We start from the raw sequence: 15515 nt of genomic DNA, 5'->3' as shown, positions 1-15515 counted from the left end.
AACCCGTGATCTCAGACAACACCACGAACGGCCGATGAACGTGGCACGATCGCAAGCATGGTGGTCGTCCGTTCAGCCCTCTGGGGTGCCCTGATCGGCACCCTGCTCATGGGCGCCCTCACCACGGTCATCGACGTGTCCACGCCGAGCGAGACCCAGTCGTCGGTCTTCATCACCTTCATCGCGATCGGCTTCGTCTCCTTCCTGTTCGGCGGCATCCCGGGGGCCGTCATCGGGACGGTCGTGGGCGTCATCCGCAACTCGGTCCAGCGGCCGCGCCACGTGCCGCCGCCGATGTACCACCCGCCGGTCCCGCAGCAGCCCTTCGACATGTGGTCCGACCTGGCCGAACGGTGCGCCGAGTCGACGCGCCGGGTGGCGGCGGCGGTGCGGACGGTGCCGAACTCGCCCGCCAAGGAGTGGCTGGAGCGGATCAGCGAGAAGCTCGTCACTGAGCTTGACGACGTGCGCGGCATCGCGCAGCTCGGGCGGGCGCTGGGGGCCGTGGACCGGCAGCACCCCGTGTACCAGCGGCTGCTCAAGGCCACGCACGACTTCCACCAGTTCGAGAACGAGGTGGGGCGGGTGGCGTTGCAGATGTTCGACCACCCCGAGCTGGACGAGGCGCGCACGCACCTCGAGGTGCTGGAGAAGCAGCTCCCTCAGCTGTCGACCTGAAGCGCCGACTGCCACCAGCTCAGCACCTCGTCGGCCGCGTCGGGCGCGGCCACCAGGAGTCCGTCCACGGGTAGTTGGGCGCCCTCGCCGCGTCTGTCGAGCACGACCGCACCCGACTCCACGGCCAGTGACACCGCACCGGCGACGTCCCACTCGTGGTAGCCGTGCAGCACGGCGGCGGCCACGTGTCCCAGTGCCACTTGTGCGACGGCCAGGCATTTTGAGCCGAGGACGCGCACGCCCGTGCCTGCTATCGCTGCCGTGGAGATGAACTCGCCCATGCCCGGCCACGGGCCTGTGCGCGTCATCTCGGTGCACACGACCAGAGAGTCGCCTTGTCGTTCGGCCAGGCGGACCGGGGTGCCGTTCGCGCGCATGCCACGGCCTCGGGCGGCGGCGTAGATCTGCGAGCGGTACGGGTCGGCGACCACGCCGACGACCGGGCCCCAGCGGTCCACCAGCGCGAGGCTGTAGGCGCACCACGGCATGCCCGCCGTGTAGTTCGCGGTGCCGTCGACCGGGTCGACGACCCAGCGGAACTCGGAGTCGCCGGTCACGTCGTCGGAGTTCTCGCAGAACACCGGTATCGAGGGGAACTCGGCGGTGAGCACGCGCCGGGTGTGGCGTTCCAGGGTGCGGTCGGTGTCGGTCACCCAGTCGAACGGCGACTCGTCGGAGTCGGGACGCACGCCGCGGCCGGCGGTGGCCATGATGACGTCCGAGGCGTCGTTCGCCAGGCGACCGGCCACTTCCAGCGCGACGGACACCAGTCCGGGGTCAACCGGGTGCGCGGGGCGGGACGACAAGACGGTCATGCTGGCCTAGTTTCACCGCGTCGTGTGTCCGGAAACCGAAGCGCAGGTGACGAATCGACGATCACCTGGCCACGACGTGAGGTGTTCCGTCCACGTCAAATCCCGCGTCACGCGGACTTCATGCGGGCAGCTCAAGGTATGCCTGTGCGAGTAGCGATCGTGACCGAGAGCTTCCTGCCTCAGGTGAACGGCGTCACCAACTCCGTGCTCAGAGTGCTGGAGCACCTGCGCCGGGGCGGCCACCAGGCGCTCGTCGTCGCGCCCGGCGCCGGCGCTGACGAACACCACGGCACGCCCGTCGTCAGAGTCCCCACCGTCGACGTGCCGCTGGTGACGAGCCTCCCCATCGGTGTGCCGGGCCCGAGAGTGCTGCACGCGCTCTCCGACTTCCGGCCCGACGTCGTGCACCTCGCCTCACCGTTCGTGCTCGGCGCCTACGGCCTCAGAGCCGCGCGCAAGCTCGACGTGCCCACGGTCGCGGTCTACCAGACCGACGTCGCCGGGTTCGCGGGCAACTACGGCCTCGGCCTCACCAAGCGCGCCGCGTGGAGGTGGACCAAGCGCCTGCACACGCTCGCCGACCGCACGCTCGCCCCGTCGAGCTCGGCGGTGGAGGCGCTGGAAGAGCACGGCGTGCCCCGCGTGCACCGCTGGGGCCGTGGCGTCGACATCGATCTCTTCCACCCGCGTCCCAGGAGCAACGACGAGCTGACCATCGGCTACGTCGGCCGCCTGGCCCCGGAGAAGCAGGTACAGCGGCTGCGCGAACTGCACGACCTGCCGGGCGTGAAGCTCCGCATCGTCGGCGACGGGCCGGACCGCGAGCAGCTCGAGAAGGACATGCCGGACGCCGAGTTCCTGGGCTTCCGCACCGGCAACGAGCTCGCCGAGGCCTACGCGTCGCTCGACGTCTTCATCCACACCGGCCCGCACGAGACGTTCTGCCAGGCCGTCCAGGAAGCACTGGCGACCGGCCTGCCGGTCCTCGCGCCGAACGCCGGCGGCCCCCGTGACCTGGTCGACCACGGCCGCACCGGGTACCTGTTCGAGGCGGACATCGCCCAGTACGTCGACCTGCTGCGCGACCCGCTGCGGCGCAGGCGCTTCGGCCTGGCCGCCCGCAAGTCGGTGCTCACCCGCACCTGGCCGGCGGTCTGCGACCAGCTGATGGGGCACTACGCGGCAGTCATGGGACTCACCCACCAGGCGGCCGCTTGAGGATCGTCCAGCTCGCCAACTTCTACGGCCCGAAGTCCGGCGGCCTCCGCACGGCACTGCACCACCTCGGCACCGGCTACGCGCAGCTGGGCCACGAGGTGGTGCTGGTCGTGCCGGGTCCTGCCCACGCGGACGAGGAACTGCCCGGCGGCGTCCGGCGCGTCACCCTGCCCGCGCTCAAGATCCCGTACACGGGCGGCTACCGCGTGGTCGACCCGTGGCGGGTGAAGTCGCTGATGGACGACCTGAGGCCAGACCGGCTGGAGGTCTCCGACCGCCTGACCCTGCGGGGCATGGGCGCCTGGGCGAGCGAGCGCGGCATCCCGAACGTGGTCATCTCCCACGAACGCCTGGACCGCCTGCTCCAGTTCGTGCTCCCTCCCGCACCCGCCGAACGAGGCGCGGACTGGGCGAACCGCCGCATGGCCGCCTCCTACGACACGGTCGTCTGCACGACGGGTTTCGCCCGCGAGGAGTTCGACCGGATCGGCGCCACGAACGTCACGCAGGTCCCGCTCGGCGTCGACCTCGCCACGTTCACCCCGAGCAGGCACTCCGCGGATCTCCGCCACGACCTGTTGCGGGGCAAGCAGAACCTGCTGATCCACTGTGGACGCCTGTCGCCGGAGAAGCACGTCGAACGCTCCGTCGACACCCTCGCCGAACTCCACGAGCAGGGCCACTCCGCCCGTCTGGTGATCGCGGGCGACGGCCCCAGGCGGGCGTCCCTGGAGAAGCGCGCGGCAGGCCTGCCGGTGACGTTCCTGGGCTTCGTCAAGTCACGTCTGGACGTGGCATCCCTCCTGGCCTCGGCGGACCTCTCCCTGGCACCGGGCCCGCACGAGACGTTCGGCCTGGCCGCCCTCGAAGCCCTGGCCAGCGGCACCCCGGTCGTGGTCAGCCAGAGCAGCGCGCTGAAGGAGATCGTCCAACCGTCCTGCGGCGCGGCCGTCGACGACCACGCGGAAGCCTTCGCGTCGGCGGCCAGGCACCTCCTGGCGTCGGGCTCCCGGGAGGCCGCACGGGCCCGCGCCGAGGAGTACCCGTGGCACGCGGCGGTGACCGGCATGCTCACGGCCCTGAAGGTGCCCTGAAGAAGATCTCAGCGCACCTGACTTAGTCTCTAGTCATGTCGCGAGCCGGCCTGGACAAGAACCCCCGCGAGGTAGCCGAGATGTTCGACGGCGTGGCCGAGGGCTACGACCGCACGAACTCGGTCATGACGCTGGGCTTCGACCGCCGCTGGCGGGAGTGGAGCCGCCGCGTGCTCGACGCGCGCCCCGGCGAGAAGGTCCTCGACCTGGCCGCGGGCACCGCCGTCTCCACCGTCGAGTACGCCGCCTCTGGCGCCTGGTGCGTGGCGGCGGACTTCTCCGTGGGCATGCTCGCCTCGGGTTCGCACCGCCGGGTCCCGAAGGTCGCGGCGGACGCGCTCCGCCTGCCTTTCAAGGACGACTCGTTCGACGCGGTCACGGTCTCCTTCGGCATCCGCAACTTCAACGACACGGTCGTCGCGCTGCGTGAGATGGCCCGCGTCACGAAGCCGGGCGGCCGCATGGTCATCTGCGAGGTCTCGACCCCGGTCTTCAGGCCGTTCCGCTTCGTCTACATGCGGTACCTGCTCAAGCTCCTGCCCCTCATCGCGAAGTTCGTGTCCTCGAACCCGGTCGCGTACTCCTACCTGGCCGAATCCATGGCGTCGTGGCCGGACCAGCGCACCCTGGGCGAGCTCATCTCGCAGGCGGGCTGGGAGGACGTGGCCTGGTTCAACCTGACCGGCGGCATGGTCGCGCTGCACCGCGCCACCAAGCCGAAGCCGAAGGCCGCCGAGCCCGCCGAGGCCTGAGGCGCCCAAGACCCTCAGCAACGTCCGGTTAGAGTCAGAAACAGAAGCTGCAACCGGTACACGCAGGGAGTCTGGATGAGCAGGCGCGGGATCAACGAGGACGCCGACGTCATCGTCGTGGGCGCTGGACCGGCGGGCTCGACCGCGGCCACCTACCTCGCCAGGGCGGGCCTCGACGTCCTCCTCCTGGAGAAGAGCACCTTCCCGCGGGAGAAGGTCTGCGGCGACGGCCTGACCCCGCGAGGCGTCAAGCAGCTCATCGACCTGGGCATCGACACCCGCGAGAGCAACGGCTGGCTGCACAACAAGGGCCTGCGCGTGGTCGGTGGCGGCGTCACGATGGAGCTCGACTGGCCGGACCTGGCCACGTTCCCGAACTACGGCGTCGTGCGGCCGCGCATGGACTTCGACGAGATGCTCGCGAACGCCGCGAAGGCTGCCGGCGCGCGCATGCACGAGCACACGACGGTCACCAAGGCCATCGTCGAGAACGGCCGCGTGGTCGGCGTCGAGGCCAAGCAGGGGCCGGAGAAGAACCCGGTCACCTACAGGGCCCCGATCGTCGTCGGCTGCGACGGCGTGTCAGCGAGGCTCGCCCTCAGCATCGGCCTGCAGAAGGACGACGCGAAGCCGATGGGCGTGGCGGTCCGCCGCTACTACAACAGCCCGCGCACCAAGGACGACTACCTCGAAAGCCACCTGGAGCTGTGGGCGCCGGACGGCCAGCTCCTGCCGGGCTACGGCTGGATCTTCGGCATGGGCGACGGCAGCGTGAACGTCGGTCTGGGCATCCTCAGCACGTCGAAGGCCTACGGCACCACCGACTACCGCCAGCTCCTGCGCAGCTGGCTGGACGGCACGCCGGAGGAGTGGGGCTTCCGCGAGGAGAACGCGACCAGCCGCATCGGCGGCGCCGCGCTGCCCATGGGCCTCAACCGCAAGCCGCACTACCGCGCGGGCATGGTCCTCGTCGGCGACGCCGGCGGCATGGTCAACCCGTTCAACGGCGAGGGCATCGGCTACGCCATGGAGTCGGCGAAGATCGCGTCCGAGAGCATCGTCCAGGCGCTTGCGCGGACCGGCGTCAACCGTGAACGGGCGCTGCACGGCTACCCCGTCCGGATCGAAGAGGCGCTCGGCAGTTACTACCGGCTCGGGAACGTCTTCTCGAAGCTCATCGGTAACCCGGCGATCATGCGGACCGCAACGAAGTACGGAATGCCGCGCAAACGCCTGATGAAACTCGTGCTCAAGCTGCTCGCGGGCCTCTACGACCCCAAGGACGGCGACGCAATGGACAAGCTGATCGTGGCCGCCACGAAGCTCGCTCCGACCGCGTAAATTACTCCGAATAGGTGACGGCACCGGCTCAATACGAGCCGGTGCCGTTTCGTTTGTGTCCGTCAAGTTAAAGCCCCAGGTCAGACCCTGTGACGTAGGTCATTTACAGGCGTTCTACACTGGCGGACGACCTTGTGAATCACTTCACAACAGTGTGAACAAGCTTGTGAAGTGTTTCACAAGCGTTTGTTAGGTTCGCCTAACAAACGAGTCGGAGAACAACACCCTTAGGGTGCGGTCGACCGCGAGGAAAGGACGACGGAGCGTGCTTGACCCTTACCTCCCCCTCGTATTGATGTTCGCGCTCGCCGGGGCGTTCGCACTGTTCTCGGTGACCGCAGCGCCGTACATCGGACCCCGCCGCTACAACAAGGCGAAGCTCGACGCGTACGAGTGCGGCATCGAGCCGAGCCCGCAGCCGGTGGTCGGTGGTGGGCGCATGCCCGTCGCCTACTACCTGACGGCGATGCTGTTCATCCTGTTCGACATCGAAATGGTCTTCCTCTACCCGTTCGCCGTAGCGGCCGACAAGCTCGGCCTGTTCGGGCTGGTGGAGATCGTCCTGTTCGTCGCCACGGTCGGCTTCGCGTACGTCTACGTGTGGCGTCGCGGCGGCCTCGACTGGAACTGAGGAAGTCATGGGTCTCGAGGAGAAGCTCCCGAACGGCATCCTGCTGGTCAGCGTCGAGAAGCTGGTCAACTGGACCCGCAAGTCCTCGCTCTGGCCTGCCACCTTCGGCCTGGCCTGCTGCGCCATCGAGATGATGACGACGGGTGCGCCGCGCTACGACCTGGCCCGCTTCGGCATGGAGGTCTTCCGGGCCTCACCGCGCCAGGCGGACCTGATGATCGTGGCCGGCCGCGTCACCAACAAGATGGCGCCGGTCCTGCGGCAGATCTACGACCAGATGCCCGAGCCGCGCTGGGTGCTGGCCATGGGCGTGTGCGCCAGCAGTGGCGGCATGTTCAACAACTACGCGGTGGTGCAGGGCGTCGACCACGTCGTGCCCGTCGACATGTACCTGCCGGGCTGCCCGCCGCGGCCGGAGATGCTGATGGACGCGATCCTCAAGATCCACGCCAAGATCATGGACGAGCCGCTCAACGCCGTGCGCGCCAAGGCGCTCGCCGACTCGGGCTACCGCACCGATCTCATCCCGTCGTCCGAGCGTTTTGCGAGGAAGAAGTGACCGAGCCAGGGGGAGAGCACTCCAGCGTCAACCGCGCGGGAGAGGACCTCGAGAAGACCAACCCGACTGAGGCCAGGGCGAAGGCTCCGATCCTCGCGGGCAAGGAGCGCAAGGGCCTGTTCGGCGTCACCGGCTCCGGTGACACGTCCGGCTTCGGTGGCCTGCGCCTGCCCGCCCACGTGGCCGCTCCGTCCGAGCGCCCGTACGGCGGCTGGTTCGACGAGGTCGCGGACGAGCTGTTCGCCGCCATCGGCGACAAGGACCTGCCCGCCGACACGGTGCAGCAGGTGACGGTCGACCGCGGTGAGATCACCTTCTACCTCCGCCCGGACACGCTGCTGGAGGTCGCGCGGATCTTCCGCGACACCCCGTCGCTGCGCTTCGAGCTCTGCAGCTCGGTGTCCGGTGTGGACTACGGCGCCGACGTGCCGCAGCGCCTGCACTCGGTCACCCACCTCACGTCGATGACGTACCGCCGCCGCGTGCGGCTGGAAGTCGCCGTCGACGTCGAGCACCCGCACGTGCCGAGCCTCGTCGAGGTCTACCCGACGGCGGACTGGCAGGAGCGCGAGACCTGGGACATGTTCGGGATCGTCTACGACGGCCACCCCGGACTGACCCGCATCCTCATGCCGGACGACTGGGACGGCCACCCGCAGCGCAAGGACTACCCGCTGGGCGGCATTCCGGTCGAGTACAAGGGCGCGGAGATTCCTCCGCCGGACCAGAGGCGGTCGTACTCATGACCGAGCGGCTTTCGGACGTCACCACCGGGACGAACACCAGCGCGACCGGTAGCGACAGCACGGACGACGTCACCACCCGCACCAGCGTCGACACCGATGTCGCGGAGTCGCGCCGGACGACCGAGGGCACCGTCTACACGGTGACCGGCGGCGACTGGGACGAGGTGCTCGCGGACGCCGTCCACGACGAGCGCATCGTCATGAACCTCGGCCCGCAGCACCCCTCGACGCACGGCGTGCTCCGCCTGGTCCTGGAGCTGGAGGGCGAGACGGTCACGCACGCGCGCAGCGTCATCGGCTACCTGCACACGGGCATCGAGAAGAACCTCGAGTACCGGAACTGGGTCCAGGGCGTCACCTTCATCACGCGCACCGACTACCTCGCGCCGCTGCACCACGAAGCCGCGTACTGCATGAGCGTCGAGAAGCTGCTCGGCATCACGGTGCCGGACAAGGCGCAGGCCGTCCGCGTGCTGCTGATGGAGCTCAACCGGATCAGCTCGCACCTCGTCGCGCTCGCCACCGGCGGCATGGAGCTCGGTGCCCTCACCGGCATGACCGCGGGCTTCCGCGAGCGCGAAGAGGTCCTGCACCTGCTGGAGCACCTCACCGGTCTGCGGATGAACCACGCGTTCATCCGTCCCGGCGGTCTCGCGCAGGACCTGCCGGACGACGCGGTCGAGAAGATCACCTCGTTCGTCAAGATCATGGAAAAGCGGCTGCCGGACTACGACAAGCTGCTCACCGGTCAGCCGATCTGGCGCAACCGCCTCGCGGGCGTGGGCTACCTGCCCGTCGATGCGTGCCTCGCGCTCGGCATCACCGGCCCGATCCTGCGGTCCGCGGGCCTCGCCTGGGACCTGCGCAAGATCGAGCCGTACAGCGGTTACGAGAACTACAACTTCGACGTGCCGACCTCGAACGCGGCGGACTGCTTCGGGCGGTACCTGCTGCGGCTCGAGGAGATCCACCAGTCGCTCAAGATCGTCAAGCAGGTCGTGAAGAGCCTGCCGACCGGTCCGGTGATGGTCGAGGACGCGAAGGTCGCGTGGCCCGCGCAGCTCACGATCGGCAGCGACGGCATGGGCAACTCGCTCGAGCACGTCCGCAAGATCATGGGCCAGTCCATGGAGTCCCTCATCCACCACTTCAAGCTGGTGACCGAGGGCTTCAAGGTTCCGGCGGGCCAGGTGTACGTGCCCGTCGAGTCGCCGCGCGGCGAGCTGGGCTACCACGTCGTCTCCGACGGCGGCACCCGCCCGATGCGCGTGCACCTGCGCGAACCGAGCTTCGTGAACCTCCAGTCGATGCCCGCGATGTGCGAGGGCGGCATGGTCGCCGACGTGATCGCGTCCGTCGCCTCGATCGACCCGGTGATGGGTGGTTGTGACCGATGACCCAGGCTCCAGAACAGACCTTCGACCAGTCCACCGTGGACAGGGCGCAGGCGATCATCGCCCGCTACCCGCAGTCTCGCAGCGCACTGCTGCCGATGCTGCACCTCGTGCAGTCGGTGGAGGGCCACGTCTCACAGGAGGGCATCCGGTTCTGCGCCGGGCAGCTCGACCTGACCGAGGCCGAGGTCAGCGCGGTCGCGACGTTCTACACGATGTACAAGCGCCGCCCGTGCGGTGAGCACCTCGTGAGCGTCTGCACCAACACGCTGTGCGCGGCACTGGGCGGCGACGCCATCTACAAGTCCCTCAAGGACCACCTCGGTGTGGGCCACGAGGAGACCGCGGGCGAGCCGGGCACGCCGGGTTCGATCACGCTGGAGCACGCCGAGTGCCTCGCCGCGTGCGACCTCGGGCCGGTGCTCCAGGTCAACTACGAGTTCTACGACAACCAGACGCCGGAGAAGGCGCTGGGACTCGTGAAGGCGTTGCAGTCGGGGGAGAAGCCCGCCCCGACGCGCGGCGCCCCGCTCACCGACTTCAAGCAGGCCGAGCTCCAGCTCGCCGGGTTCTTCGAGGGTCGCGACGCCGACCTCGACGGCCCGTCGGCGGCGCCGGAGACGCTCGCCGGTGCGCAGATCGCCAAGGACCGAGGCTGGGACGCGCCCGCGATGCCGTCGAACGCCGAATTCCCTGCCCTGCCGGAAAAGAAGTAGGGGACCATGGTTGACCCGCTGACTCCTGTTCTCACCAAGCGCTGGACCGAGCCCAGGTCCTGGACCATCGAGACCTACGAGCGCACCGACGGCTACACCGCCCTGCCCAAGGCGCTGAAGGCCCACCCGGACCAGCTCATCCAGCAGTGCAAGGACTCCGGACTGCGCGGCCGCGGCGGCGCGGGGTTCCCCACCGGCATGAAGTGGGGCTTCATCCCGCAGGGCGACGGCAAGCCGCACTACCTCGTCATCAACGCCGACGAGGGCGAGCCGGGCACCTGCAAGGACATCCCGCTGATGATGGCGGACCCGCACTCGCTGATCGAGGGCGTGATCATCACGTCGTACGCGATCCGCGCGAACTTCGCGGCGATCTACGTCCGCGGTGAGGTCCTGCACTGCATCCGCCGCCTCAACGCGGCGGTGCGCGAGGCGTACGCCAAGGGCTACCTGGGCAAGAACATCCTCGGCAGCGGGTTCGACCTCGACGTCGTGATCCACGCCGGCGCCGGCGCGTACATCTGCGGCGAGGAGACGGCGCTGCTCGACTCGCTGGAGGGCCGTCGCGGCCAGCCGCGGCTCAAGCCCCCGTTCCCCGCGACCTCCGGTCTCTACGCGTCGCCCACCGTGGTGAACAACGTAGAGACCATCGCGTCGGTTCCCTTCATCGTCAACGGTGGCGCTGACTGGTTCCGCGAGATGGGTCGCGACCGGTCGCCCGGTCCGAAGATCTACTCGCTGTCCGGCCACGTCACGAGGCCCGGCCAGTACGAGGCGCCGATGGGCACCACGCTCCGGCAGCTGCTGGAGATGGCCGGCGGCATGAAGGACGGCATCCCGATCAAGTTCTGGACGCCGGGCGGCTCGTCCACCCCGCTGTTCACGGCGGAGCACCTCGACGTGCCGCTGGACTTCGAGGGCGCCGCCGAGGCCGGTTCGATGCTGGGCACCACCGCCCTGCAGATCTTCAACGAGACCGTGTCCGTGCCGTGGGCCGTCATGAAGTGGACGGAGTTCTACAAGCACGAGTCGTGCGGCAAGTGCACGCCGTGCCGCGAGGGCACGTACTGGCTCGTGCAGATCCTGCAGCGGATGGTGGCGGGCAACGGCACGGCGAGCGACATCGACACGTTGCTCGACGTCTGCGACAACATCCTCGGCCGTTCCTTCTGCGCGCTGGGTGACGGTGCCGTCAGCCCGATCACCAGTGGCATCAAGTACTTCAAGGACGAGTTCCTCGCCCTGTGCGACCAGAACTCCAAGGTCCTGGCTGGAGCGAACGCATGACCATCGCGCCTGACAAGCCCACCGAAGCCGAGGTTGTCGTACCCGAGGGTCACGTCAAGCTCGTCATCGACGGCGAAACCGTTGTCGCGCCCAAGGGTGAGCTGCTCATCCGCACGGCGGAGCGCCTCGGCACGGTCATCCCGCGCTTCTGCGACCACCCGCTGCTGGAGCCCGCGGGCGCCTGCCGCCAGTGCCTCGTCGAGGTCGAGATGGGCGGCCGGCCGATGCCGAAGCCGCAGGCCTCCTGCACGATGACGGTCGCGGACGGCATGGTCGTGAAGACCCAGCTGACCTCGCCGGTCGCGGACAAGGCCCAGCAGGGTGTGATGGAGCTGCTGCTCATCAACCACCCGCTGGACTGCCCGATCTGCGACAAGGGCGGTGAGTGCCCGCTGCAGAACCAGGCGATCGCCCACGGCCGCAGCGACTCCCGCTTCCACGAGCACAAGCGGACGTTCCCGAAGCCGATCAACATCTCCACGCAGGTGTTGCTCGACCGCGAGCGTTGCGTGCTCTGCCAGCGCTGCACGCGGTTCTCCGCGCAGATCGCCGGCGACCCGTTCATCGAGCTGCTCGAACGCGGTGCGCACCAGCAGATCGGCATCGCCGAGGAGAAGCCCTTCCAGAGCTACTTCTCCGGCAACACCATCCAGATCTGCCCGGTCGGTGCTCTCACCAGCGCCGCGTACCGCTTCCGCGCCCGGCCGTTCGACCTCGTGTCGGCGCCCGGCGTGTGCGAGCACTGCTCCTCCGGTTGTGCCGAGCGCACCGACTACCGGCGGGGCAAGGTGCAGCGCAAGCTCGCCGGCGACGACCCGCAGGTCAACGAGGAGTGGATCTGCGACAAGGGCCGGTTCGCCTTCCGCTACGCCACGACCGGTGACCGCATCAAGCGGCCTCTGATCCGTGACAAGGAGAGCGGCGAGCTGCGCGAGTCGTCCTGGACCGAGGCGCTGCAGGTCGCGGCGGCCGGTCTGACGGCGGCCCGCGACGCGAAGGGCGTCGGTGTCCTCCCCGGAGGCCGGCTGACCGTCGAGGACGCCTACGCGTACTCGAAGTTCGCCCGGATCGCGTTGCACACCAACGACATCGACTTCCGCGCCCGGCCGCACAGCGCCGAGGAGCTGGAGTTCCTGTCCGGCACCGCGGTGTTCACCAACCCGGACAACGGCGTCACCTTCCAGGGCATCGAGAAGGCACCGGCCGCGCTGCTGGTCGCGTTCGAGCCGGAGGAAGAGGCGCCGATCGTCTTCCTGCGCCTGCGCAAGGCCGCCCGCAAGGGCACGAAGGTCTTCCACCTCGGCCAGTTCACGACCCCGGCCGTGGAGAAGACGTTCGGCACGCTGCTCGCCTGCGTGCCCGGTGCCGAGGCGAACGCCATCAACGCGTTGCCGGAGCACGCCTCCGACGTCGTCGAGCTGCTGTCCAAGCCCGGCGCGGTGATCCTGGTCGGCGAACGTGCCGCCGTGATCCCCGGCGCGTTCACCGCGGTCGCCCGGCTGGCCGAGCGCACGGGTGCCCAGGTCGCGTGGATTCCCCGCCGTGCCGGTGAGCGCGGCGCGCTCGCGGTCGGTGCCACGCCGAACCTGCTGCCCGGCGGTCGCCACGTCGCGAACGCCGCCGCCCGCACCGAGGTCGAGCGCACCTGGGGCGTCGAGGAGGGCTCGCTGCCCGCGACGCCCGGCCGCGACACCACGGGCATCCTCGAAGCCGCCGCGAGCGGTCAGCTGTCCGGCCTGGTGGTCGGTGGCGTCGACCCGTTCGACCTGCCCGACCCGCGGCTCGCGGAGAAGGCGTTGGCGGGGGCCGGTTTCATCGTGAGCCTCGAACTGCGGCCGAGCGGGGTCACCGCGTACGCCGACGTCGTGCTCCCGATCGCCCCCGCGGTCGAGAAGGCAGGCAGCTACCTCAACTGGGAGGGCCGCCACCGCGTGTTCGGCACCACCCTCGAAGGCACGGGCGCGCTGCCGGACTGCCGCGTGCTCGACACCCTCGCGGTGGAGATGGACGCGGACCTGTTCACGCAGACGCCCGCGGCCTCGGCCTCCGACCTGGCCCGCCTCGGCGAAGGCGCACCGAGCGGTTCGTCGCTCAACGTCGCCGCGCCGCTGGTGTCCCCGGCCGGTCCCGGCAAGGCCGTGCTCGCCACGTGGCACCGCCTGATCGGCAACGGCTCGCTGCAGGTCGACGAGCCGAACCTGGCCGGTACGGCCCGCCCGGTCGTCGCGAAGGTCGCCGAGGCCACCGCGCGGCAGTTCGGGCTGACCTCCGGCGGTCAGGTCACCGTGTCCACCGACCGCGGCGCGATCACGCTCCCGGTCGAGACCGACGACCTGCCCGAGGGCGTCATCTGGCTGCCCACCAACTCGGGTGACGTGACCGTGCGCCGCACGCTCGGCGCGGGCCACGGTTCGATCGTCTCCGTCAGCGGAGGGAAGTCATGACCCAGCACGTCCACGCAGCGGAGATCGGCGAGACCGCCAAGCTCCTCGCGGACGACCCGTTCTGGCTGATCCTGGTGAAGGTCGTCGCGATCTTCGCGTTCCTCGTGGTCATGACCCTGTTCATGATCAACTGGGAGCGCAAGGTCGTGGCGCGGATGCAGCAGCGTCCCGGCCCCAACCGCGTCGGCCCGAACGGCTGGCTCCAGTCGCTCGCGGACGGTCTGAAGCTCGCGTTCAAGGAGGACATCCGCCCCGTCCTCGCGGACAAGTGGGTCTTCTTCCTCGCCCCGGTGATCTCCTGCATCCCCGCGTTCCTCGCGTTCTCGGTGATCCCGCTCGCGGGTGAGGTCAACCTGTTCGGCGAGCAGACCGCGCTGCAGCTCGTCGACCTGCCGGTCGGCGTGCTCGTGGTGCTGGCCTGCTCCTCGATCGGCGTCTACGGCATCGTGCTGGCCGGCTGGTCGTCCGGCTCGCCGTACCCGCTGCTCGCCGCGCTGCGCTCGGCCGCGCAGGTGATCTCCTACGAGATCGCGATGGGCCTGTCGATCGTCGCGGTGATCATGTTCACCGGCTCGATGTCGACCGGTGACATCGTCGGAGCGCAGGCGACCACGGTGCTCGGGTTCGCACCCGGCTGGTTCGGCTTCCTGCTGTTCCCCAGCTTCGCGATCTACGTCGTGTCGATGGTCGGTGAGACCAACCGCGCCCCGTTCGACCTCCCCGAGGCCGAGTCGGAGCTCGTCGGTGGTTTCCACACGGAGTACAGCTCGCTGAAGTTCGCGCTGTTCTTCCTCGCCGAGTACGTGAACATGGTGACCGTCTCGGCGCTCGCGACCACGCTCTTCCTCGGCGGCTACCACGCCCCGTGGAGCGGCGAGTTCATGAACACCGGCTGGTGGGGCCTGCTCTGGTTCATCATCAAGACGCTGGGCTTCCTGTTCATCTTCATCTGGCTGCGCGGCACGCTTCCCCGCACGCGCTACGACCAGTTCATGAAGCTGGGCTGGAAGGTGCTGGTCCCGACCAGCCTCGTCTGGATCATGGCCGTCGCGGTCATCCGCACCGGCGCGATCCAGCAGCTCTCCACGGCCCAGCGCCTCATCGCGCTCGGTGTGGTCGTCGGTCTCGTGCTGCTGGTCTCGTTCCTGCTGCCGGACAAGAAGGTCCAGGACACCAAGGGCGTTCCGCTCGCGGGTTCGGGCTTCCCCGTCCCGCCGCTCGACCTCGCGGTCCCCAAGTCAGTGCCCAAGCGCAAGGTCAAGGTCGCCAACATCCCCGCGGACAAGGCAGCCGTCACCACCGGTAAGGAGGCTGAGTAGGGATGTTCGAGTCCCTGAAAGGCTTCGGCGTCACCTTCGGCACCATGTTCAAGAAGGTGGTGACGGAGGAGTACCCCGAGGTCAAGAAGGTGACCGCGCCGCGGTTCCACGGCCGTCACCAGCTGAACCGGCACCCGGACGGCCTGGAGAAGTGCGTCGGCTGCGAGCTGTGCGCGTGGGCCTGCCCCGCGGACGCGATCTTCGTCGAGGGCGGCGACAACACCGACGAGGCGCGTTACTCGCCCGGTGAGCGCTTCGGCGCCGACTACCAGATCAACTACCTGCGCTGCATCGGCTGCGGCCTGTGCATCGAGGCGTGCCCGACCCGTTCGCTCACGATGACGAACGAGTACGAGCTCGCCGACGACAACCGCCAGGACCTGATCTTCACGAAGGAGGACCTGCTCGCCCCGCTGCTGCCCGGCATGGAGCAGCCGCCGCACCCGATGCGGCTGGGCGACAACGAGCAGGACTACTACGTGAACGGCCCGCGCCTGGCCAAGGAGGCTCAGCAGTGAGCC

Annotated in this window: 15 protein-coding genes; 14 read left to right on the top strand and 1 reads right to left on the bottom strand. The window is 69.1% G+C overall.

The genetic code is table 11. The annotated features are described in order from the left end of the window. The first annotated feature begins 57 nt into the window (after positions 1–57). Entirely contained in the window at positions 58–678 is a 621-nt protein-coding gene (locus tag ACFWN2_RS36485; RefSeq protein WP_382435119.1) for a hypothetical protein, read from the top strand. On the opposite strand, the gene ACFWN2_RS36480 is transcribed toward ACFWN2_RS36485, so the two are convergent. Beyond that, positions 663–1493, bottom strand: coding sequence for an inositol monophosphatase family protein (locus ACFWN2_RS36480; RefSeq protein WP_382435118.1), 831 nt, complete (start codon positions 1491–1493; stop codon positions 663–665). The two genes, ACFWN2_RS36485 and ACFWN2_RS36480, sit on opposite strands and share 16 nt — an antisense overlap. 144 nt (positions 1494–1637) lie before the next feature. Between ACFWN2_RS36480 and ACFWN2_RS36475 the strand changes: the two genes are divergently transcribed. The 13 genes from ACFWN2_RS36475 to nuoI all read left to right on the top strand — a co-directional run bounded on the left by ACFWN2_RS36475 (position 1638) and on the right by nuoI (position 15512). Then, positions 1638–2711, top strand: a complete 1074-nt coding sequence (locus tag ACFWN2_RS36475) for a glycosyltransferase family 4 protein (RefSeq protein ID WP_382435117.1) — start codon at positions 1638–1640, stop codon at positions 2709–2711. Then, the gene (locus ACFWN2_RS36470) at positions 2708–3805 is read left to right on the top strand and encodes a glycosyltransferase family 4 protein (protein WP_382435116.1); all 1098 of its coding nucleotides are present in this window, start codon (positions 2708–2710) and stop codon (positions 3803–3805) included. The genes ACFWN2_RS36475 and ACFWN2_RS36470 overlap by 4 nt, the downstream gene beginning before the upstream one ends. Before the next feature lie 35 nt (positions 3806–3840). Next, a complete protein-coding gene (locus tag ACFWN2_RS36465; RefSeq protein ID WP_382435115.1) occupies positions 3841–4557 on the top strand; it encodes a demethylmenaquinone methyltransferase in 717 nt (238 codons plus the stop codon). Positions 4558–4632: 75 nt separating this feature from the next. Further along, positions 4633–5898, top strand: coding sequence for a geranylgeranyl reductase family protein (locus tag ACFWN2_RS36460; protein ID WP_382435114.1), 1266 nt, complete (start codon positions 4633–4635; stop codon positions 5896–5898). 265 nt (positions 5899–6163) lie between these two features. Beyond that, positions 6164–6529, top strand: coding sequence for an NADH-quinone oxidoreductase subunit A (locus ACFWN2_RS36455; RefSeq protein WP_030478224.1), 366 nt, complete (start codon positions 6164–6166; stop codon positions 6527–6529). Between the two features lie 7 nt (positions 6530–6536). After that, positions 6537–7088, top strand: coding sequence for a NuoB/complex I 20 kDa subunit family protein (locus ACFWN2_RS36450; RefSeq protein WP_382435113.1), 552 nt, complete (start codon positions 6537–6539; stop codon positions 7086–7088). Beyond that, on the top strand, positions 7085–7834 hold the full coding sequence (locus ACFWN2_RS36445; RefSeq protein WP_382435112.1) for an NADH-quinone oxidoreductase subunit C: 750 nt from the start codon (positions 7085–7087) through the stop codon (positions 7832–7834). Before ACFWN2_RS36450 ends, ACFWN2_RS36445 begins: the two co-directional genes overlap by 4 nt. After that, positions 7831–9231 carry an NADH-quinone oxidoreductase subunit D gene (locus tag ACFWN2_RS36440; protein WP_382435111.1) on the top strand — a complete coding sequence of 467 codons (1401 nt, stop codon included), beginning with the start codon at positions 7831–7833 and terminating at the stop codon, positions 9229–9231. Before ACFWN2_RS36445 ends, ACFWN2_RS36440 begins: the two co-directional genes overlap by 4 nt. Continuing rightward, entirely contained in the window at positions 9228–9944 is a 717-nt protein-coding gene (gene nuoE / locus ACFWN2_RS36435) for an NADH-quinone oxidoreductase subunit NuoE (RefSeq protein ID WP_382435110.1), read from the top strand. The genes ACFWN2_RS36440 and nuoE overlap by 4 nt, the downstream gene beginning before the upstream one ends. Positions 9945–9950: 6 nt before the next feature. Beyond that, positions 9951–11231, top strand: a complete 1281-nt coding sequence (gene nuoF / locus ACFWN2_RS36430; RefSeq protein WP_382435109.1) for an NADH-quinone oxidoreductase subunit NuoF — start codon at positions 9951–9953, stop codon at positions 11229–11231. Continuing rightward, complete coding sequence (locus tag ACFWN2_RS36425) at positions 11228–13675, top strand: NADH-quinone oxidoreductase subunit G (protein ID WP_382435108.1); 2448 nt, start codon at positions 11228–11230, stop codon at positions 13673–13675. The genes nuoF and ACFWN2_RS36425 overlap by 4 nt, the downstream gene beginning before the upstream one ends. A 23-nt stretch (positions 13676–13698) precedes the next feature. After that, positions 13699–14994 (top strand): NADH-quinone oxidoreductase subunit NuoH, encoded by a 1296-nt coding sequence (nuoH, locus tag ACFWN2_RS36420; RefSeq protein WP_382435153.1) that lies wholly within the window; start codon positions 13699–13701, stop codon positions 14992–14994. A 2-nt stretch (positions 14995–14996) separates the two neighbouring features. Next, the gene (gene nuoI, locus ACFWN2_RS36415) at positions 14997–15512 is read left to right on the top strand and encodes an NADH-quinone oxidoreductase subunit NuoI (protein ID WP_382435107.1); all 516 of its coding nucleotides are present in this window, start codon (positions 14997–14999) and stop codon (positions 15510–15512) included. The last annotated feature ends 3 nt before the right edge of the window (positions 15513–15515 follow it).

Origin of the sequence: Lentzea sp. NPDC058436 (assembly GCF_042721515.1) — a bacterium.
Lineage (GTDB): Bacteria > Actinomycetota > Actinomycetes > Mycobacteriales > Pseudonocardiaceae > Lentzea.
This window is presented reverse-complemented; position numbering and strand designations above follow the sequence as displayed.